Genomic DNA, 22,142 nt, shown 5'->3' on the forward strand with positions numbered 1-22,142 from the left:
GGATTAACTATCCTAATTTTTTCTATAAAAGATACTTTAAAAGTGAGAAACTACCTAATTCATGCAACGAAAAAACAAGAGCACAGAATGGCTGAATTTCAGCATCCGTACTCTTGACATTCGCATATTCTATTGCTGGCTCTGTTATAAGATGTGGTTATTTTTCAAACCTATACATTAAAGCGGAATAACATAATATCGCCGTCTTGTACAACATAATCTTTGCCCTCAAGACGCACACGGCCTGCTTCTTTGGCAGCATTCATAGAGCCGTATTCCATCAAATCATCATAAGAAACTGTTTCTGCACGGATAAAACCGCGTTCGAAATCAGAGTGGATAATCCCTGCACATTGTGGTGCTTTCATGCCCTTTCGGAATGTCCAAGCTCTTACTTCTTGCACACCTGCTGTGAAGTATGTAGCTAATCCAAGTAAACTATAAGATGCACGGATTAGTTGATCAAGACCCGATTCTTCAATGCCTAGTTCTTCTAGGAACATTGCTTTCTCATCATCTTCAAGAACAGCAATTTCTTCTTCTATTTTGGCACAAATAACAATTACCTCTGCACCTTCAGCAGCTGCATATTCGCGCACAGCTTGTACGTATTTGTTGTTATTCGCATCCGCTACTTCATCTTCAGAAACATTGGCAACATATAGCATTGGCTTGATAGTTAATAAATTTAAACCCTTAATCACTTTTCGTTCATCATCAGATAATTCGACAGAACGAGCGGGTTTTTCAGCCGCAAATGCTTCTTTGATTTTTGCTAAAATGGGTGTTTCCACCATAGCTTCTTTATCTTTTTGACGAGCTAATTTTTCTACTTTCGCATAGCGTTTATCTACCGTTTCTAAATCAGCAAGAATCAGTTCTAAATTGATGACTTCAATATCACTGATGGGATCTACTTTACCAGCAACATGCGTGATATTTTCATCTTCAAAGCAACGTACTACTTGAGTAATCGCATCTACTTCTCGAATATGTGCTAAGAATTTATTGCCTAAGCCTTCCCCTTTGCTAGCTCCCTTGACAATACCAGCGATGTCTGTAAATTCAAATGCGGTTGGAACCGTTTTTTTGGGTTGTACTAATTCAGTTAATTTATCTAAACGTGCATCTGGAACTTCTACAATTCCTACATTAGGATCAATTGTTGCAAATGGATAGTTCGCTGCAAGTGCTCCCGCTTTCGTAATTGCGTTAAACAATGTTGATTTACCCACATTTGGTAAACCTACGATACCGGCTGTTAAAGCCATTCTTTCCACAACCTTTCAACAAAATAAGTGCTATTTCAATTATTAATTATTCAACTTGTTTATTATAGATATTTGCTAAATAAAAGTCTATTCTCCAGATGGATTGGCAAATATTAATACTTTCTTCATTTTCTTTTCAAACTCTCTTCGTGGGATCATCACACTATGTTGGCATCCCTCACATTTAATACGGATATCTGCCCCCATACGAATAATTTTCCATTTATTCGTCCCGCATGGATGTTGTTTTTTCATCTCAACTATATCACCAAGTCCATATCTTTTCGCTTCCATCTTTACTCTCCTTCTTCAATTTTTTGATCATTATTGCGTTCATAAACCATCATTTTTGGATAAGGGATTTCAATGCCATTGCGATCAAAAATATCTTTGACATCCCGGCGAATCATTCGTGAAATAGCAAAATGCTGCATTGGCAATGTTTCAACAGAAATTCTTAATGTCACTTCCGCTCCCACGACATTTTGTACACCCAGTAATGTGGGTTCTGAAACAATTTCTTCATGCTTAGCTGGTAGCGTTTTTAAGTATTGCTCGATTAGTTTTTCAGCTTTTGTGATATCCGAATTATAGGCCACACTGACATCTATGATCGCAATCGAGTTATTGATGGAATAATTGACAACCTCTGTAATAGAACCGTTTGGAATAATATTGATCTCTCCAGACATTCCTTTAATCTTAGTTGTACGCAAACCGATTTCCATCACTGTTCCCTCAGTTGACGTGATTTTAATGTAATCACCTACACCAAATTGATCCTCAAAAATAATGAAAAAGCCAGTAATGATATCCTTTACTAAACTTTGTGCACCAAACCCAACAGCCAAACCAATAATTCCAGCACCAGCTAGTAGACCTGTAACTCTAATGTTCATAGCAGATAAAATGGCAATAATGGCCCAGAAGTACACGACGTAGCTAATCACGCTTTGCAACAATCTTAAAATTGTTCGATAGCGGCGTTCAGCAGTAGTATTTAAAGCAATTGGGCTTTTCATCCGAATATCGAAGAACTTTCGAATAGCTATCTTCGCAACGCGAACAATTATAATCGATAATAAGATAATCGTAATAATCTTCACTGTTGCAATTCCTATGGCATTCCAATTTTTCTCATCTGTCAATTCTTTCATAAAGTGATTATACATACTCTCAAATTTCACTTTTGCTACTCCTCTTGCATAAAAAATTTTTATCAGACGTATACTGCAGAAAAAGAAGAAGGTGAAGATCACTTGACACTTCCAATTTCTAATTCCGCTTTCTCATATGCATTACATTATAAGGACTCAGGTGCCATCTGGCGTTTAAGCTCATTCTTATTAGAGCATATACCATTTCATCATGAAAATCTTGTGTTTTGTTGTATTGGTTCTGATCGATCTACAGGAGATGCTTTAGGACCATTAACCGGCAGTTTATTGTCAAACTATGTTTCATTTCCCTATAAAATCATCGGATCCTTAGAGCAACCATTACATGCATTAAATTTAAAAGAAACAGTAGACTCTTTGCAAGAACACTCTACCAAACCATTTGTTGTAGCCATTGATGCTTGTTTAGGTGAACAGCAACGGATAGGTGAAATTCTTTTCCAGCCTGGGCCACTTTTACCAGGAAAGGCTGTAAAAAAAGAATTGCCACCAATCGGAGACGTTTCTATAAAAGGAATCGTCAATTTTGGTGGCTTTATGGAACATACCGTATTACAGACGACAAGATTAAATGTAACATATGAAATGAGCAATCGAATTGCACGTGCTGTCTATTTAGCTTTTCACCGCCATTCCCTAAAAAACATGCATCATCGTAACTACAATCGCAACAACTAAAATAGCTGGCAAGACATTGGCTACACGTATTTTGGTGATCCCCATCATATTTAATCCGATCGCTAAAATCATCACACCACCAGTTGCTGTCATTTGCTGAATAAAGGTATCCAGTAAAGCATCAGGAATTAGAATGCTTATTTGGCCTGCAAACAAAGCAATGGCTCCTTGATATACGAATACTGAAACTGCACCTAATAGGACACCGATTCCTAAAGTTGAAGCTAAAAATAGCGCAGTAAATCCATCGATGATCCCCTTTGTTATTAACACAGAATGGTCATTTCGAAGACCACTATCAAGTGCACCAATAATCGCCATTGAACCAATAACAAAAATCAATGTGCTTGTGATAAATCCTTGGGCGATATCACCGTTTTCGCCCTTGTTTCCTATTTTGTGTTCAATCCATTTGCCAAATCGATTCAACTGTAAGTCTAAGTCAATCCATTCACCAATAATGGTTCCAATGACGAGACTCACAATAATGACAATAAAATTATCGCTCGTAATTCCCATTTTGATACCGAGTACTGCGACAGCAAGCCCAATAATCTGCATAACTGTCTCTTTCATCTTGTCGGGGATCCCTTGTAAAAATCTACCGATAATAGATCCTACTGCAATAAGCAGCGCATTAATAATTGTTCCTAATAAAACCAAAAAAATCCTCTCAATCCTCTAGTAATTTTAATATGCGTTCTAAATCATCTTCAGAGAAAAATTCTATTTCTATTTTCCCCTTATTTTTTGATTTTTTTATCAAAACATTGGTACCAAAATAATCTCTTAATTGAGATTCTTTTTCCTCAATAAAAATATTCTTTTTCACTTTTTTCTTTGTTTCATGTGAAACATTGTCATTCAAGGAATGGACTAAATCCTCTAATTGACGGACATTCAGCTGCTGTTTCATCACTTTTTCTGCAACTAGTGGGATTTGTTTTTTATTTTTTAAGCCTAATAATGTTCTACCATGCCCCATAGTCAATTTTCCGTCATTTACAAGTTTTTGAACCTCTTTTGGTAATGTTAAAAGACGGACATGATTTGCAATATGAGGACGACTTTTACCAAGGCGCTTGGACAATTCCTCTTGTGTTAGATCTAAATGTTCCATTAAACTATGATAAGCTTCCGCTTCTTCTATTGGCGTTAAATCCTCACGTTGTAAATTTTCCAAAATAGCTAATTCCATCATTTTGGTATCATCAAAATCACGGATGACTGACGGGACTTCTGTTAAATGAGCTAATTTTGCCGCGCGAAAACGTCTCTCTCCTACAACGATTTCATATTTGGAACCTTTTTTGCGTAATATAATAGGTTGTAAGATCCCGTGCTCTTTGATAGATTGAGCCAACTCCTGTAAAGCCTCTTCGTCAAAAACTTTACGTGGTTGGAACGGATTTGCTCGAATATCACGAATAGCTGTTTGGACTACTTGATCACTTTCTAATAATCCTTGATCTTGAAAAAGTGCACCTAATCCCTTTCCCAATGCCTTAGTCATTTTTAATCACCTCTCTCGCTAATTCTAAATAGACTTCAGCACCACGGGATTTACTATCATAAAGAATGATCGGCTCTCCATGACTTGGTGCTTCACTTAAACGGACATTTCTTGGAATAATAGTTTTATACACTTTATCTTGAAAATACTTTTTCACTTCATCTATTACTTGTAATCCTAGATTTGTACGTGCATCTAACATCGTCAACAATACACCATCGATCCTTAACTGATTATTTAAATGTTTTTGTACAAGACGAATGGTTGATAACAATTGGCTTAAACCTTCTAATGCGTAATATTCGCATTGTACAGGAATTAAAACAGCATCCGCAGCCGTTAAGGCATTAATCGTTAGCAAGCCTAATGATGGAGGACAATCAATAATAATAAAATCGTATTCTTTTTTTATATCGTCAATAGCATGTTTTAAGCGGACTTCTCTAGAAAGTGTTGATACTAATTCGATTTCTGCCCCAGCCAGTGCAATTGTTGCTGGTACAGTATATAAATTTTCAACTTTTGTTTTACAGATAGCATTTTGAATGGGTTCATCATCAATCAGTACATCGTATATACATTTTTCAACTTCTCCCTTATTGATGCCAACACCACTTGTGGAATTTCCTTGTGGATCCGTATCAATCAATAATACTTTTTTCCCTAATGCAGCAAGGCATGCGCTTAAATTAACAGATGTTGTCGTCTTCCCAACGCCGCCTTTTTGGTTTGCAATTGCTATTGTTTTTTCCATGGTGCACCTGCTTTCAGAAACATTTTCATCAAAACATATAACATGCCTTTTTATACATTCTATCAAAAAAATGATTTCTCGGCTCCATTAAGCTAGATGAAATAAAGCGAAACTTCACACAATAGAGATTTTTTCAGCCTCTTACTTTGTATGAGCTAAAACAATCAGTCCTGTGCAAATAGTTGATACTCCACCGTTTTACATGCTTTTTACTAGGGTTCTACAGTGAGAAATGAATATCTGTTAATGCTGAATAAAAGAAAAACTCTTATTCTAAATTTCTATTAGAGTAAGAGTTTTAAAAAATAATTTTATGCTTTCTTTTTGGGGATCTTCACAGTAATTTGGTAGAATTCTTCATGCTCTTCTTCTTCTGTTTCTACATGAATCCCTGTTTTATTGACCATTGTGAGCGATTGGCGAATCGTATTAAGGGCTATTCGAATATCCCTACTGATCGCTTTACGATGAGGTTTTGCCTTTTTCGTTTTTTCTTCAGGATTTAATATTTCATTAATTCGCTGTTCCAACTGTCTGACGTTATAATCCTGTGCAACGATTTCATGTAATAATTTCAATTGTAGCTCTTCATCTTTTATCGGTACTAACGCACGTGCATGGCGCTCTGAAATTTCCCTTTTCAATATAGCTTGCTGAATTGCTTTGGGTAATTTTAAAAGACGTAGTTTATTGGCAATGGTAGATTGACCTTTTCCTAAACGTTGCGCAAGAGCCTCTTGTGTTAAATCATGTAATTCTAAAAGTTTCTGATAAGCTTGTGCTTCTTCAATAGAAGTAAGTTCTTCCCGTTGTAAATTTTCGATTAGTGCAACAGAAGCTGTTTCCTTATCATTCATTTTTCGGATAATTGCAGGCACTTCTGTCCAATTCAATGATTTCATCGCACGATATCGACGTTCACCCGCAATAATTTCATAATGATCTTCTTCTAATTGACGGACGACAATTGGTTGAATGACACCATGCGTATGAATCGTTCGTGCTAATTCTTCAATCTTCGAATCATCAAAAATTGTTCGTGGTTGGTAACGGTTTGGACTAATTTGCTCTATAGCAAGCTTCACAACCGACTCCGTATTCTCTACTTCACTTGTTGAGGTGTTTTCTACTTTCTCACCACTTCCGAACAAACGTGAAAAAGTATTTTTCATCCCTTGGCACCACCTTTAATGATATTTCTGTCTATACTCCAATTTTGTGCTAGTTGATTTTACTAGTTGCCTGTCGGAGATGAACGATCTATATCTATATATTTACTAACATTATACAAAAAGTAATTATGTTCATTTATCATTATAGTTTCTTTCGATAAAAAACGGTAGATTCCTTTTTTGTTTCATGTGAAACATGTATTAATGAATTGGTGATTTATTTGGTACTCCGGGCTTACGTGGATATTTTTTTGGCGTATTTTTTATTTTTTCAAAAATATAAATAGTACGTTCACTGTTTTCGATTGGAAGTGGAAATTCGAACTTTTCTACTAGTTTTGTACCGAGCGTTGCTATTGCTTTTTTTGCATCTCTTAGTTCTTCCTCACCACTTGCTGCTTTCATCGCTATGAAACTTCCACCTATTCTGACAAGCGGGATACATAATTCAGATAAAACAGATAATCTTGCAACCGCACGTGCCGTTACAATATCAAACTTTTCACGATTTGCTTCTATTCGCCCAAAATCTTCCGCGCGTGAATGAATATAATTGACATTTTCTAAATGCAAAACTTTACTTAAATGATTTAAAAATTGAATACGCTTATTTAAAGAGTCAACAATCGTGATTTGCAAATGTGGAAAACAAATTTTAATAGGGATACTAGGGAACCCTGCACCTGCACCAATATCACATAATGACTGAACATTATTAAAATCAGTATAAAAAGCAGCACTGATAGAATCATAGAAATGCTTTAAATAAACCGACGGCTGATCAGTGATTGCTGTTAAATTCATCTTTTTATTCCATTCTACCAGTGTTTCAAAATAGCTATGGAATTGTTGAATTTGTTTTTCTGATAACTCAATCCCTCGTTCTTTTAAAGCTTGCACAAACTGTTCTTCGTTCATGGTATTCCCCTTCCATAAGTGCTACTGATATTTTTATATATCCCGCGTTAACGAGCAGTAAGACCCCCACTGATGGAAGCTTTACTTTATCCCGTGTGATCGCTCGTTTTACTTTTAAACCTTCGCAATTCTTCCATGTTCAATATACACTAGTAAAATTGAAATGTCAGCTGGATTAACACCTGAAATACGTGATGCTTGTGCCACGGATAATGGGCGAACTTCTTTTAATTTTTCTTTTGCTTCTGTTGCAATCCCAGAAATGGCATCATAATCAATGTTTTCTGGGATTTTCTTATCTTCCATCTTCTTTAGTCTTTCAACTTGTTGGAGCGCTTTTTCAATATAGCCTTCGTATTTTACTTGAATTTCTACTTGCTCTCTCACTTCTGCATTTAATTCTACAGGTGAAGGTGTTAAAGAAGCTACTAAATTATAGTTAACTTCTGGACGTTTCAATAAATCGGTTCCACGAACACCATCTTTTAATGGGCTGCTACCAACTGCTTGAATGGCGGCTTGTGTTTCTTCGTTTGGTTTTAGGATTATATTATGCAAACGAGCAATTTCTTCCTCTACTTGTGCTTTTTTCACAAGGAATTGATCATAGCGTTCTTTTGAGATCAAGCCTGCTCGATAAGCATGTTCGGTTAAACGCATATCGGCATTATCGTGACGTAATAATAAACGATATTCTGCACGAGATGTCAATAAACGATATGGCTCATTTGTCCCTTTGGTCACTAAATCGTCAATTAACACACCAATATAAGCATCAGCACGTCCAAGAATCATTTCTTCTTTTCCTAGAGCTTTTGCAGCAGCATTGATACCTGCCATTAATCCTTGACCAGCTGCTTCTTCATAGCCAGAAGTCCCATTGATTTGCCCAGCCGTATAAAGATTTTTAATCCGTTTTGTTTCAAGTGTCGGCCAAAGTTGCGTTGGAACAATGGCATCATATTCGATGGCATAACCGGCACGCATCATTTCAGCCTTTTCTAGCCCTGGAATGGTCTCAAGCATTTGACGTTGAATACGCTCTGGTAAACTGGTGGATAGACCTTGAACATATACTTCTTGTGTATTGCGACCTTCTGGTTCTAAGAATAGTTGATGTCGAGGTTTATCGTTAAAGCGCACAATTTTAGTTTCAATGGATGGACAATAACGCGGACCTGTACCCGTAATCACACCTGTATACATAGGTGATTGATCCAAGTTATCATTAATGATCTTGTGTGTTGCTGGACTTGTATAAGTCAACCAGCACGGAATTTGATCTGTGATAAATTCAGTCGTTTCATAACTGAAAGCTCGAGGTTCTGAATCCCCTGGTTGAATTTCTGTTTTGCTATAATCAATTGTTTTGCTATTGACACGAGGTGGAGTACCTGTTTTAAACCGAACCATATCAAAACCTAGCTCCCGCAAGTTATCGGCAAGTTTAATAGACGGTTGTTGGTTATTGGGACCACTTGAATATTTCAAATCTCCAATAATAATTTCTCCACGTAAAAAAGTGCCAGTTGTAATAACGACTGTACTTGCTCGGTAAATGGCGCCTGTTTGTGTAATAACTCCTTTTACTTGACCATCCTCTATGATCAATTCTTCAACCATCGCTTGATGGATAGCAAGATTTTCTTGATCCTCTAGTAATTTTTTCATCGCCCGTTGATACATAACTTTATCAGCTTGTGCACGTAATGCACGTACTGCTGGGCCTTTGCCCGTGTTTAACATACGCATTTGGATATTGGTTTTATCGATGATTTTTCCCATCGCACCGCCCATCGCATCAATTTCACGTACGACAATACCTTTCGCTGGTCCACCAACTGATGGATTACATGGCATAAAAGCAATCATATCTAAATTTATGGTTAATACTAATGTTTTGGCACCCATTCGTGCTGAGGCATATGCAGCTTCTACCCCTGCATGACCTGCTCCGATAACGACAACATCGAACGTGCCTGCTTCATAATTTGTTGGCATGCTCGTTACTTCCTTTCTCCATTTAAATTTATTTTTTCTTTCTAGATACTATCTATTTTCCTAAGCAGAATTGTGAAAATAACTGATTGATCAAACTATCTTGTACTGTATCACCGACAATTTCACCAAGGATTTCCCAAGTTCTTGTTACATCAATTTGAATCATATCGACAGGAACACCTGCATGTGCAGCGTCAATTGCATCGTTAATTCGATCAAGCGCTTGATGTAACAACGCAATATGGCGGGCATTTGAAACATATGTTAAATCTCCAGCTTCAACTGATCCTTCAAAGAATAATGAAGCGATGGCTTCTTCCAACTCATTTACCCCTTCTTCTTCCAATAAGGAAGTCGTTACTAGCTTGTGTGAACCAGCAAGTTCCTTCACACGGGGCAAATCAATTTTTTGAGGTAAATCTGTTTTATTGACAACAACGATATAATCCATATTTTGAATGGCTTCAAATAATCGCTCGTCTTCTTCCGTCAACTCATCGTTATAGTTTACAACAAGTAAGATTAAATCTGCCTCTTTCAAGACTTGTCGTGATCTTTCTACCCCGATCTGCTCCACAATATCTTCTGTTTCACGAATACCTGCTGTATCTACTAAGCGAAGCGGGACACCACGAACATTGACGTATTCTTCAATAATATCACGTGTCGTACCTGCTACATCTGTCACGATTGCTTTATTTTCTTGAACTAAACTATTTAATAATGAAGACTTTCCTACATTTGGTCTACCTAATATAACTGTAGATAAGCCTTCACGTAATATTTTTCCTTGAGAAGATGTTTGTAAAAGTTTTTCAATTTCTTGTTTTACCCATGTAGATTTTTCTAACATCAAAGGAATCGTCATTTCTTCAACATCATCATATTCTGGATAATCTATATTTACTTCCACTTGCGCTAGCACTTCTATCAATGCCTGACGTAATTGATAGATCAAACGAGATAGTTTTCCATCCATTTGACCAAGAGCCACATTCATAGCTTTATCCGTTTTAGAACGAATTAAATCCATGACAGCTTCCGCTTGTGATAAATCAATACGCCCATTCAAAAATGCTCTTTTTGTAAATTCTCCTGGTTCAGCCATTCTTGCACCATTTCGAAGCACTAATTGAAGTACACGATTCACTGACACAAGACCACCATGACAATTGATTTCTACTACATCCTCACGAGTAAACGTTTTAGGACCTCTCATCATAGATACCATCACTTCTTCTACTACTTCACCTGTTTCTACCTCTTTTAAATGGCCATAGTGAATTGTATGGGATGGTTGTGTGGATAATTTTTTTTCACTTGGCGAATGAAAAATTCGATCTGCTATTTCAATTGCTTGATCGCCACTTAATCGGACAATAGCAATTGCACCTTCTCCCATGGGTGTGGATATCGCTGCAATTGTATCGAATTCCATAGTTACTACCTCCTATATCAAAAGTTATCCACATGTGGATAACTGAGAACATCTAACTTTCTAAAGTATTATAATACCATATAGCAAAAAAATGAGTCCTTCTCAACTTTTGAGAAGGACTCTTTCACAATCCTTGATCGATTTATCTGCATTAATGAGCAATATATTTCTCTTTATCGAATTGGTTCAATTACTAAATGACGTTTTAAATCTTCACCTTTTGAATAAGTTTCAACATCTACTCGATCTGCTAATACATGATGAATGATTTTACGTTCGTTCGCTGGCATTGGCTCCAGTTCTACTTTACGACCAGTATGAACTGCTTTATCTGCCATACGATTCGCTAGCAATTCCAATGACTGTTGGCGTTTTTTACGATAATTTCCAACATCAAGTTGGACTAAAACAAAGCGTTTAATATACTGATGCACAACTAATTGTGTTAATTGTTGAAGGGCGTTTAAAGTTTGACCACGCTTTCCAATCAGAAGAGCTGCCTTTTCACTAGATAGTTGGAAGTTTATATTTTTCCCCTTTTGCTCGACCTCTATTTCAAGATCTTGAACACCAAGTTGAAATGCGATATTTGTGATATACGTTTTAGCTTGCTTAATCGCTTCCGTATAATCAATCTTTTCAAATTCTTCCTGTTCTTCCACATTTTCTATTTTATCTATTGGTGGAGATTCATCTAATGTAGAAATGGCACTAATTTTAGTGTCAACTATACTTTGACTTTGCTCTTCTTGCAAAATAGACGCTGATCCTAACGCTTCTTCAGGTTCTTTTTTAAATTCTTGTTCGGTACTTGGTTTTTCTACTTGTTTTTCGGTCACGCGAACTTGTGCTTTACGTGCTCCAAAACCTAAAAAACCTTTTTTTGCTTCTTGAATAATTTCAACATCTACTTGTTTACGAGTAAGGTTAAGCTCATGTAAGGCTAGCAAAACTGCTTCCTCTACAGTTGCGCCTATTTGCGTAATCTGTTTCACTTTGGGCCCTCCTATCTTCGCAGGTTCTGTTGTTTTTTCAAAGCTTTCATAACAAGAGTCGATTCGTTGAGATCGATATTCAACGAAATCCCCTGCAAAATCATTTATTATTTTTTTATTATTCTATCATGGGATTTCTTGTTGTCTCTACTACTTCGTTTTAAAACCTTCGCAATTTTCAATACATGCTCTAAACTTTTCTTTGTTTCATGAAAATTCATGGTGGCCGCCGGATTTCGGGCGATAATGACGTAGTCCATATTTTGAGAAAGCTCATCGTTTAATTCTAAGAAGCTTTGTCGGACATAACGTTTAATTTGATTTCTTGTGACTGCCTTTGCAATTTTTTTACTGACAGATAATCCAATTCTAAATTCTTCTTGTCCATCTTTTTCAAGACAGTAGACAACAAATTGACGGTTTGCGAACGACTTTCCTTTTTTAAACACTTTTTGAAAGTCCTCGTTTTTTTTAATTCTGCGGCGTTTTTTCATTTTTGCACCTGCTTATTCTTTTTTCTTCTTCGCCCTCATATTATAAAAGAAAAAAGACCACTGAGTTTGTTCAGTGGACCCATGCTTATGCTGATAGTACTTTTCTTCCTTTACGACGACGAGCTGCGATTACTTTACGACCATTTTTAGTAGCCATACGTGCACGGAAGCCATGTACTTTACTATGCTTACGTTTTTTTGGTTGATATGTGCGTTTCATTTATATGACACCTCCTGATAAAAATCTATTATCTAATATTACAGACAGTCTTGCATATTATAGCTATTACCATCCTATTTTGTCAACTGTCATGGAAAGTAAACTTCATATTCCCTTAACACTTTTCTTCTTTTTTATATCCAAGTTATCCACAATTTATCCTGTTCCTCATCTATTCTTCTGTGAACATTTTTCTGCGCCAAAAAATTATCCACAACACTTATTCACGAATTTTACACAAGTCCATACGTTGTGGATAACTTATTTATGTATATTTATTCATTTTGTGGATAACATCTTAAAGCTCTTGTCATTCAATATTTTTCTTGATACAATTATTGTGTTTTATTCTGTCAATAAATCTTTCTATACAAAATCTTATCCACAATTGTTGATAACTTGTGGATAATTTTATCCACCAAGGTATAATAAGATTTATCCACAGAATGTGTTTACTGTGATTAGCAGTTAAACTATAATCTAATATTGCTATAATTTTTCATCCAACACACAACACAATCATCTGTAAAATTTTATAACTTTTATAGAATAGTTTTTAAGAAAAGGAGAAAGAGCTTGGAACATATTGAAGAGTTATGGGATAAAGTACTCTCAGAAGCGAAGCAAAAGATCTCCAAACCAAGCTTTGAAACTTGGCTGAAATCAACGAAATTGTTGGCCTATACTGGTGATACTGTAACGATCGCGGCGCCCAATTCTTTTGGTCGTGAATGGCTCGAAAATCATTACGTTCACTTAATTGCAGCTATTTTAGCTGAATTGACCGGAAAAGATTTACGCATTCGTTTCGTTGTTCAACAGGATCCGAACATAGAGAATTTTGATATCCCATCTACACCCATTCAAAAAAATTATGATGAGCAACCGGATACTTCTTTGAGCATGTTAAATACAAAATATACATTCGATACATTTGTCATCGGATCAGGAAATCGTTTTGCACATGCAGCTTCATTGGCAGTAGCAGAAGCTCCCGCCAATGCTTACAATCCGCTGTTTATCTATGGTGGCGTTGGTCTAGGTAAAACCCACTTAATGCACGCTATTGGACATTATGTATTGGAGCATAATCCAAAAGCGAAAGTTGTTTATTTGTCATCTGAAAAGTTTACAAATGAGTTTATTAATTCGATTCGCGATAACAGAGCAGAAGAATTTCGCAATAAGTATCGCAATGTAGATGTGTTACTAATAGATGATATTCAGTTTTTAGCAGGAAAAGAATCAACTCAAGAAGAATTTTTCCACACTTTTAATACGCTGCATGAAGAATCAAAACAAATCATCATCTCTAGTGACCGTCCTCCTAAAGAAATACCGACACTGGAGGATCGTTTGCGTTCACGCTTTGAATGGGGATTAATAACAGATATTGCCCCACCAGATTTAGAAACACGTATCGCTATTTTACGCAAAAAAGCGAAGGCTGATAACTTGGATATTCCAAATGAAGTCATGCTCTATATTGCTAATCAAATCGACTCGAATATTCGTGAATTAGAGGGCGCACTTATTCGTGTAGTTGCATACTCTTCTCTTGTAAATGAAGACATTACAGCTGAATTAGCCGCTCAAGCATTGAAGAATATTATCCCAAATGCTACTCCACGTACACTAACAATTTTAGATATTCAAAAAGCTGTAGGGGAACACTATCATATAAAACTAGAGGACTTTACAGCTAAAAGACGTACAAAATCAATAGCATTTCCTAGACAAGTAGCTATGTATCTATCCCGTGAAATGACGGATTGTTCTTTGCCCAAGATAGGCGATGAATTTGGTGGCCGTGACCATACGACGGTCATCCATGCACATGAAAAAATATCATCGCTCTTAAAAGATGATCAAGGTCTTCAACAAGATATTAAACAGATTAGAAGTATGCTAGGCAAATAAGTTTTACTGTGGATAACAAGAAAGATAACAACAAATTTATACACAGTCTATCTACATGTGGATAGACTGATTTTATTTGAGTTAGAAGACTTATCCACAAATCCACAGCGCCTATTACTATATCTACTATTTTTTAAATAATAATTAATATATTAAGTGAGGTCATTAACAATGAAATTTGATATCATGAGAGATCGTTTGCTTGACGGGTTAAATGATGTCATGAAAGCCGTAAGTTCAAAAACAACCATTCCCATTTTGACAGGCATCAAAATTGATGTATCAACAGAAGGCATGACATTAACAGGTAGTGATGCAGATATTACCATCCAAACTTCCATTCCTGTAGAAGAAGATGGAGAACAAATTATCCACGTACATGAAACAGGCTCTATTGTCTTACAAGCTAGAATGTTCAATGAAATTGTTCGTAAGTTACCTACAAATGAAGTAGAAATTGAAGTAACAAACAACTTCCAGACAAGAATTCAATCAGGTAAATCAGATTTCCACTTAATTGGACTAGATGCAACTGAATATCCAATGCTTCCTGAAATTTCACCGGATCGTCAAATCACATTGCCTTCCGATTTGCTGAAAGCGATTGTTCGTGAAACTGTTTTTGCTGTTTCTGCAAGCGAAAGTCGCCCCGTGTTGACAGGTGTAAAGTGGCAAATTAAAGAAGATGGTTTAGTCTGTGTTGCAACAGATAGCCATCGCTTAGCTCGTCGAAAGGTTACTTTAGAACATTTGCCTACGGAAGAAGCAGATGTTGTTATTCCTGGTAAAAGTTTAACTGAATTAAGCAAAATCCTAAGCGATTCAACTACACCTGTTGATATATTTATGACGAACCAGCAAGTTTTATTCAAAACTTCTGATGTTTTATTTTTCTCCCGCTTATTAGAAGGGAATTATCCTGAAACTTCTCGTTTAATTCCAGAAGAATACAATACAAATGTAACAATCAACGGAAAAGCTTTGTTGCAAGCGATTGATCGTGCATCATTACTGGCTCGTGAAGATCGAAATAACGTTGTTCGCTTTTCTACTTTAGGAGAAAATACAGTCGAAATCTCTTCAAATTCCCCTGAAATTGGGAAAGTTGAAGAAGAGATCCAAGTAGAATCTCTTGAAGGTGAAGAATTACGCATTTCATTTAGTGCAAAATATATGATGGATGCCTTAAAGGCAATCGATGGACAAGAAGTTATTATTCAATTCACAGGTGCAATGCGTCCATTTATCATTCGTTCTGTGCACGATGATGCTATACTACAACTCATTTTACCTGTACGAACTTACTAATTGTTTTATGAATATAACTTATTTCCCAAACATAATTAGTACCTGGTACTAATTATGCGGTTTGCAAGAGATTTTTCTTAGAAAGGATGGTCCTTTAAGTGACTATCCTTTTTACTTATGGACAAAAGTTCGATAAAATAGATATAGGATTTGATTAGACGTAGAGGATGAAAAACAGTGAATGATATTGTATTAGAAAGTGAATTTATAACACTGGGGCAATTTCTTAAGAGGATGGATGTTATTAGCTCAGGTGGAATGGCTAAATGGTTTTTGCAAGAGAGTGATGTCTATGTAAATGGTGAGATTGATCGTAGAAGAGGTCGAAAACTACGTGTAGGAGATTTAGTAAGTATTCCGGGATATGGTAGATTTCATCTGGTAGAATCTCAAAGCGAGGAATAACATGTATATAGAGCGACTAAAGCTGACTAACTATCGGAATTATGAATCTCTCGATTTATCTTTCTCTCCGAAGATTAACGTTTTCATTGGTGAAAATGCACAGGGTAAGACAAATGTGATGGAGTCTATCTATGTGTTAGCTATGGCTAAATCCCATCGGACATCAAACGAAAAAGAATTGATACGCTGGGAGAAAGACTATGGTAAAATAGAAGGTGACGTTCAGAAGAAATATGGTCATCTACCGTTAGAGTTGACGATTTCTAGAAAAGGAAAAAAGGCAAAAGCAAATCACTTAGAACAAAGTCGTTTAAGTGATTACATTGGGCAGATGAATGTCGTAATGTTTGCCCCAGAAGATTTAACTGTAGTGAAAGGCAGTCCTCAAATTAGAAGACGTTTTCTCGATATGGAAATCGGACAAATTTCTCCAGTATATTTACATGATTTATTGACTTTTCAAAAATTGTTGAAACAACGTAATCATTTACTTAAACAAAATCAAGGTAAACAAACATTGCAAGATGTAATGTTTGACGTGTATACAGAGCAGTATATTGAAGCGGCTGTAAAAGTCATCCATAAGAGATTCCACTTTATGGAATTGCTGCAGGGATGGGCAGACCCTATTCATTATCAAATTTCAAGGAATCTTGAAAAGATGAAAATCCGCTATCGTCCAGTTAGTGGCATGGATGGTGAATGGTCACAAGAAAAAATGGCTATTCATTTAGCTTCGAAATTAAAAGAATTCTTGCCTCGAGAATTAGAAAGAGGCGTTACACTTATTGGACCACATCGAGATGATTTACAATTTATCGTAAACGGTTATGATGTACAAACATATGGATCACAAGGTCAACAACGGACAACGGCTTTATCACTTAAATTGGCTGAAATAGAACTTATTAAGCAAGAGGTTGGGGAAGCGCCCATCTTGTTACTGGATGACGTTCTTTCGGAGTTAGATGATTACCGTCAATCCCATTTACTGAATACGATTAAAGGTGAAGTACAGACTTTTGTGACAACCACAAGTGTAGAGGGGATAGATCATGAGACAATTCGTGAATCAGCGATGTTTCATGTGAAACAAGGTTCCGTGGATACTGAGAATATCTAGTATTCCGCGGATTTTATAGGTTTAAGAGAATTATAAATAATGCATACTAATGCCATGAAAGAGTAGGTGGAACAATAATGGCAATCGAAGACAATAACAAGCCTGTTGCATATGATGCCGAGCAGATTCAAGTATTAGAAGGTTTAGAAGCCGTTCGCAAACGTCCTGGTATGTATATCGGTTCAACCAGTTCCAAAGGGTTACATCACCTTGTTTGGGAAATCGTAGATAATAGTATTGATGAAGCATTAGCGGGCTATTGTACCGAAATTACAGTAGCAATTGAAAAGGATAATTGGATTCGAGTAGAAGATAATGGCCGAGGTATTCCAGTCGATATCCAAGAAAAAGTGGGAAAACCAGCTGTTGAAGTTATTATGACCGTACTTCATGCCGGAGGTAAATTTGGCGGTGGAGGATATAAGGTATCAGGCGGTTTACATGGTGTAGGGGCCTCTGTTGTTAATGCACTTTCTGTAGAAACCATCGTACAAGTCCATAGAGATGGCCATATACACGAAATTAAATTCAAACGTGGGAAAACTATTCAACCTTTAAAAGTTATTGGTGATACAGATCACAATGGTACAACAACAAGATTCAAAGCGGATGCTGAAATCTTCAAAGATACAACCACTTATGAGTATGATATTCTTGCCCATCGTGTTCGTGAACTTGCTTATTTAAATCGTGGAATTAGAATTTCTATTATTGATGAGCGTGATGAAGAAATCCGTCAAAACATTTACCATTATGAAGGTGGTATTAAATCCTATGTTGAACATATTAACGAGAAGAAAGAACCACTTCATGAAGCAATCGATTTAAAAGGTGAAAAAGACGGTATTTCAATTGAAATCGCGATGCAATACAATTCAGGTTTTTCATCCAATATTTTCTCCTTCGCAAATAATATCAATACTTACGAAGGCGGCACACATGAGTCCGGTTTCAAGACAGCGCTTACCCGTGTGATTAATGATTACGCTCGAAAAAATCATTTATTAAAGGATTCAGATGCTAATTTATCAGGAGAAGATGTTCGTGAAGGTCTAGTGGCTATTGTTTCCGTCAAACATCCAGATCCTCAATTTGAAGGACAAACAAAGACAAAGTTAGGTAATTCTGAAGTAAGCACTATTACGAACTCATTATTTTCTGAACGCTTTGAAAGATTCTTGCTGGAAAATCCGACAGTTGCTAGAACTATCGTAGATAAAGGTTTAGTTGCATCTCGTGCGCGTGTTGCAGCTAAAAAAGCTCGTGAAATGACTAGACGTAAATCAGCGTTAGAAGTATCAAGCTTACCTGGAAAACTTGCAGACTGTTCTTCTCGTCATCCTGATGAGTGTGAAATTTACATCGTAGAAGGTGATTCTGCAGGTGGTTCAGCAAAATCAGGCCGAGATCGCCATTTCCAAGCTATTTTGCCACTTCGAGGAAAAATTTTGAATGTTGAAAAGGCACGTTTAGACCGTATTTTATCAAATGCTGAAATTCGAGCAATGATTACCGCTATCGGTACAGGAATTGGTGAAGAATTTGATTTAGAAAAAGCACGCTACCATAAAATCGTTATTATGACAGATGCCGATGTAGATGGTGCTCATATTAGAACTTTATTATTAACATTCTTTTTCCGCTTTATGCGACCACTTATTGAAGCCGGCTACATTTATATCGCACAGCCACCACTATATAAAGTGGCACAAGGTAAGCATGTAGAATATTGCTACAGCGATAAAGAATTACAAGCTATTTTAGAGCGCTTACCTAAGCAACCAAAACCAGGTATTCAAAGATATAAAGGTCTTGGTGAAATGGATGCGGAACAATTATGGGATACAACAATGGATCCAGAATATCGTGTTCTATTGCAAGTTGAATTAGATGATGCCATTGAAGCGGATCAAACATTTGAACAATTAATGGGCGATGATGTTGAACCAAGACGTCAATTTATTCACGAAAACGCAGTTTATGTAGAAAACTTAGATATTTAGAGATTTCTGAAGGGAGGTCAAAATTTTGTCTGAAACAAACAACTCCGGAGTTAAAGGAGTTAAAATTACCAAAACAATTAAAACTTCATTTTTAGATTATGCAATGAGTGTTATCGTTTCTCGTGCATTACCAGATGTTCGTGATGGTCTTAAACCTGTACAGCGCCGTATTTTATATGGAATGCAAGAGTTAGGTAGTACTTCTGATAAACCATATAAAAAATCCGCTCGTATTGTTGGGGACGTAATGGGTAAGTATCACCCTCATGGTGACTCTTCTATTTACGAAGCAATGGTTCGTATGGCACAAGATTTTAGCTATCGTTATATGTTAGTAGATGGTCATGGTAACTTTGGTTCTGTCGACGGTGATGGAGCGGCAGCAATGCGTTATACAGAATCACGTATGTCTAAAATCTCAATGGAAGTGCTACGTGATATCAATAAAGATACGATTGATTTTCAAGATAACTATGATGGTAATGAAAAAGAACCAGTAGTGTTACCTGCTCGTTATCCAAATTTACTTGTTAATGGTGCTTCAGGGATTGCTGTTGGGATGGCGACCAATATCCCACCACATCAATTAGGAGAAGTCATTGATGGTGTATTAGCCGTTTCTAATAACCCTGCTATCACTACAGAGGAATTGATGGAAATTATACCTGGGCCTGATTTTCCAACTGGTGGATTAATACTAGGAAGAAGCGGTATTCGTCGTGCATATGAAACAGGCCGTGGCTCTATTATTATTCGTGCTCGAGTTGAAATTGAACAAAATTCAAGTGGTAAAGAAACCATTATTGTTCACGAACTTCCTTATCAAGTCAATAAAGCACGTTTAATCGAGAAGATTGCGGAATTAGTACGCGATAAGAAAATCGATGGTATTACAAATATCCGTGATGAATCTGACCGTACAGGAATGCGCATCACCATTGATGTTAGAAAAGACGCAAATGGCAATGTTGTACTTAATAACTTATATAAACAAACAGCTATGCAAACAAGCTTTGGTATTAATATGCTGGCTCTTGTTGGTGGACAACCAAAAGTTTTGAGTTTAAAAGAAACCTTGTATCATTACTTAGAGCATCAAAAAGTGGTCATTCGTAGACGTACCGAATTTGAGTTACGCAAAGCTGAAAATCGTGCTCATATTTTAGAAGGCTTACGTATAGCACTTGATCATATCGATGAAATTATTAGTTTGATCCGTGCATCTCAAACAACTGAAGAAGCGAAAAGTGGTTTGATGGAAACATTTAGTTTAAGTGAACGACAAGCACAAGCCATTTTAGATATGCGTTTACAACGTTTAACAGGTTTAGAGCGAGACAAAATTGAGGCAGAGTATCAGGAATTATTGAAGCTTATTAAAGAATTAAAAGAAATATTAGCAGACGAAGCAAGAATTCTTCATATTATTCACGATGAATTGTTAGACATAAAAGAACGTTTTAATGATGCACGTCGCACAGAAATTACTTCTGGCGGCATGGAATTGATTGAAGATGAAGATTTAATCCCACGTGAAAATTCAGTGATTACATTAACGCATAACGGCTATATTAAACGTCTTCCTGCCAATACGTATCGTAGTCAACGACGCGGTGGTCGTGGTGTACAAGGTATGGGAACCCATGAAGATGATTTTGTGGAACATCTACTGTATACATCGACACATGATACGATTTTGTTCTTTACTTCAAAAGGTAAAGTATTTAAAGCAAAAGGTTATGAAATTCCTGAGTTTGGTAGGACAGCCAAAGGATTACCTTTAGTTAATTTGTTAAATGTTGAAAAGAAAGAAAAAGTAACGGCTATGATTCGTGTAGCATCATATGATGAAGATGCATACTTTATCTTTACGACACGTACAGGAGTTACAAAACGTACGCCATTATCGAACTTTGCCAATATCCGAACAAATGGTCTAATCGCTATTTCATTACGTGATGATGACGAGTTGATCTCCGTTCGTTTAACAGATGGTAAAAAGGAAATTATTATCGGTACACATGATGGTATGCTAGTACGCTTCAACGAGAAGGATATCCGTTCAATGGGACGTACTGCGGCTGGTGTTCGTGGTATTCGTCTAAGAGATGACGATTACGTGGTAGGTATGGAAATTATTGAACCAGATCAAGAAATTCTTGTTGTGACTGAAAAAGGTTATGGCAAACGAACTCCTGAGGGAGAATACCGTTTGCAAAATCGTGGTGGCGTCGGTATTAAAACTTGCCAAATCACGGATAAAAATGGTCCTCTAGTAGCTGTGAAAACAGTTGATGGTCAAGAAGATATCATGCTTATGACGATCAATGGCATGCTCATTCGTATGGATATCAATGATATTTCAATAACGGGAAGAAGTACTCAAGGCGTGCGTTTAATTCGTTTATCTGATGATGAGTTGGTTGCCTCCGTTGCAAAAGTCAAAAAAGAGTCTGACGAAGAAGAAGATAGTGAAATAGATTATTCAGAAGCAGCCGAAGAGAATGCTGATGCAGAGGATACCAATGCAGAGGATAAGGAAGACCCAGAAGAATAATTGATCCATATCAAAATGAATATTTAAAAACAAAAAGGGATGCGTGTCAGCTCCCTTTTTTGTTTTTTATATCACAAATATGGAGGGGGATTTAAAAAGATCGTAAGCCCGAAATATAAAAAATAAGCGCACCTTTTCGGTACGCACGACGAATAGCCAACTATCTGAAATTTTTTTCGGATAGTTGGCTATTT

The 22,142-nt window shown here is 36.6% G+C and carries 20 protein-coding genes; 7 read left to right on the forward strand and 13 right to left on the reverse strand.

Going from position 1 to position 22,142, the window contains the following annotated elements; translation table 11 throughout:
• Positions 1-170 precede the first annotated feature (170 nt).
• The 3 genes from ychF to FEZ13_RS17970 all read right to left on the reverse strand — a co-directional run bounded on the left by ychF (position 171) and on the right by FEZ13_RS17970 (position 2,443).
• A complete protein-coding gene (gene ychF / locus FEZ13_RS17960; RefSeq protein ID WP_146553801.1) occupies positions 171-1,271 on the reverse strand; it encodes a redox-regulated ATPase YchF in 1,101 nt (366 codons plus the stop codon).
• A gap of 87 nt (positions 1,272-1,358) precedes the next feature.
• Positions 1,359-1,565 (reverse strand): DUF951 domain-containing protein, encoded by a 207-nt coding sequence (locus FEZ13_RS17965; RefSeq protein ID WP_146553802.1) that lies wholly within the window; start codon positions 1,563-1,565, stop codon positions 1,359-1,361.
• 2 nt (positions 1,566-1,567) lie between these two features.
• On the reverse strand, positions 1,568-2,443 hold the full coding sequence (locus tag FEZ13_RS17970) for a mechanosensitive ion channel family protein (RefSeq protein WP_146553818.1): 876 nt from the start codon (positions 2,441-2,443) through the stop codon (positions 1,568-1,570).
• Between the two features lie 87 nt (positions 2,444-2,530).
• Here FEZ13_RS17970 and yyaC point away from each other — a divergent pair, with 87 nt between their 5' ends.
• Entirely contained in the window at positions 2,531-3,127 is a 597-nt protein-coding gene (yyaC, locus tag FEZ13_RS17975) for a spore protease YyaC (protein ID WP_243881391.1), read from the forward strand.
• Here the strand turns inward: yyaC and FEZ13_RS17980 are convergent.
• The 10 genes from FEZ13_RS17980 to rpmH form a co-directional block, all read right to left on the reverse strand.
• A complete protein-coding gene (locus FEZ13_RS17980) occupies positions 3,086-3,790 on the reverse strand; it encodes a DUF554 domain-containing protein (RefSeq protein WP_146553803.1) in 705 nt (234 codons plus the stop codon). The genes yyaC and FEZ13_RS17980 overlap by 42 nt on opposite strands.
• Positions 3,791-3,800: 10 nt before the next feature.
• Positions 3,801-4,640, reverse strand: a complete 840-nt coding sequence (locus FEZ13_RS17985; protein ID WP_146550430.1) for a ParB/RepB/Spo0J family partition protein — start codon at positions 4,638-4,640, stop codon at positions 3,801-3,803.
• Positions 4,633-5,394, reverse strand: a complete 762-nt coding sequence (locus FEZ13_RS17990) for a ParA family protein (RefSeq protein WP_146550429.1) — start codon at positions 5,392-5,394, stop codon at positions 4,633-4,635. The genes FEZ13_RS17985 and FEZ13_RS17990 overlap by 8 nt, the downstream gene beginning before the upstream one ends.
• A gap of 311 nt (positions 5,395-5,705) precedes the next feature.
• Entirely contained in the window at positions 5,706-6,566 is an 861-nt protein-coding gene (noc, locus tag FEZ13_RS17995) for a nucleoid occlusion protein (RefSeq protein ID WP_146550428.1), read from the reverse strand.
• Positions 6,567-6,767: 201 nt separating this feature from the next.
• Positions 6,768-7,484, reverse strand: a complete 717-nt coding sequence (gene rsmG / locus FEZ13_RS18000) for a 16S rRNA (guanine(527)-N(7))-methyltransferase RsmG (RefSeq protein WP_146550427.1) — start codon at positions 7,482-7,484, stop codon at positions 6,768-6,770.
• A 114-nt stretch (positions 7,485-7,598) separates the two neighbouring features.
• On the reverse strand, positions 7,599-9,485 hold the full coding sequence (gene mnmG, locus FEZ13_RS18005; protein WP_146553804.1) for a tRNA uridine-5-carboxymethylaminomethyl(34) synthesis enzyme MnmG: 1,887 nt from the start codon (positions 9,483-9,485) through the stop codon (positions 7,599-7,601).
• 52 nt (positions 9,486-9,537) lie between these two features.
• Positions 9,538-10,923 (reverse strand): tRNA uridine-5-carboxymethylaminomethyl(34) synthesis GTPase MnmE, encoded by a 1,386-nt coding sequence (gene mnmE / locus FEZ13_RS18010; RefSeq protein WP_146553805.1) that lies wholly within the window; start codon positions 10,921-10,923, stop codon positions 9,538-9,540.
• A gap of 173 nt (positions 10,924-11,096) precedes the next feature.
• Positions 11,097-11,918, reverse strand: coding sequence for an RNA-binding cell elongation regulator Jag/EloR (gene jag / locus FEZ13_RS18015; RefSeq protein ID WP_146553806.1), 822 nt, complete (start codon positions 11,916-11,918; stop codon positions 11,097-11,099).
• A 107-nt stretch (positions 11,919-12,025) separates the two neighbouring features.
• Entirely contained in the window at positions 12,026-12,412 is a 387-nt protein-coding gene (rnpA, locus tag FEZ13_RS18020) for a ribonuclease P protein component (protein ID WP_146553807.1), read from the reverse strand.
• Positions 12,413-12,497: 85 nt separating this feature from the next.
• A complete protein-coding gene (rpmH, locus tag FEZ13_RS18025) occupies positions 12,498-12,632 on the reverse strand; it encodes a 50S ribosomal protein L34 (protein ID WP_066791201.1) in 135 nt (44 codons plus the stop codon).
• A gap of 576 nt (positions 12,633-13,208) precedes the next feature.
• Between rpmH and dnaA the strand changes: the two genes are divergently transcribed.
• The 6 genes from dnaA to gyrA all read left to right on the forward strand — a co-directional run bounded on the left by dnaA (position 13,209) and on the right by gyrA (position 21,948).
• Positions 13,209-14,552, forward strand: a complete 1,344-nt coding sequence (dnaA, locus tag FEZ13_RS18030) for a chromosomal replication initiator protein DnaA (protein WP_146550422.1) — start codon at positions 13,209-13,211, stop codon at positions 14,550-14,552.
• Between the two features lie 171 nt (positions 14,553-14,723).
• On the forward strand, positions 14,724-15,860 hold the full coding sequence (gene dnaN / locus FEZ13_RS18035) for a DNA polymerase III subunit beta (protein ID WP_146550421.1): 1,137 nt from the start codon (positions 14,724-14,726) through the stop codon (positions 15,858-15,860).
• Positions 15,861-16,037: 177 nt separating this feature from the next.
• Positions 16,038-16,265, forward strand: coding sequence for a S4 domain-containing protein YaaA (gene yaaA, locus FEZ13_RS18040; RefSeq protein ID WP_146553808.1), 228 nt, complete (start codon positions 16,038-16,040; stop codon positions 16,263-16,265).
• Position 16,266: 1 nt separating this feature from the next.
• Positions 16,267-17,388 carry a DNA replication/repair protein RecF gene (recF, locus tag FEZ13_RS18045; protein ID WP_146553809.1) on the forward strand — a complete coding sequence of 374 codons (1,122 nt, stop codon included), beginning with the start codon at positions 16,267-16,269 and terminating at the stop codon, positions 17,386-17,388.
• A 77-nt stretch (positions 17,389-17,465) separates the two neighbouring features.
• Positions 17,466-19,391 (forward strand): DNA topoisomerase (ATP-hydrolyzing) subunit B, encoded by a 1,926-nt coding sequence (gyrB, locus tag FEZ13_RS18050; RefSeq protein WP_146550418.1) that lies wholly within the window; start codon positions 17,466-17,468, stop codon positions 19,389-19,391.
• A 25-nt stretch (positions 19,392-19,416) separates the two neighbouring features.
• Positions 19,417-21,948, forward strand: coding sequence for a DNA gyrase subunit A (gyrA, locus tag FEZ13_RS18055; protein ID WP_146553810.1), 2,532 nt, complete (start codon positions 19,417-19,419; stop codon positions 21,946-21,948).
• The last annotated feature ends 194 nt before the right edge of the window (positions 21,949-22,142 follow it).

The organism is Rummeliibacillus sp. SL167 (genome assembly GCF_007896505.1).
Taxonomy (GTDB): Bacteria; Bacillota; Bacilli; order Bacillales_A; family Planococcaceae; genus Rummeliibacillus; species Rummeliibacillus suwonensis.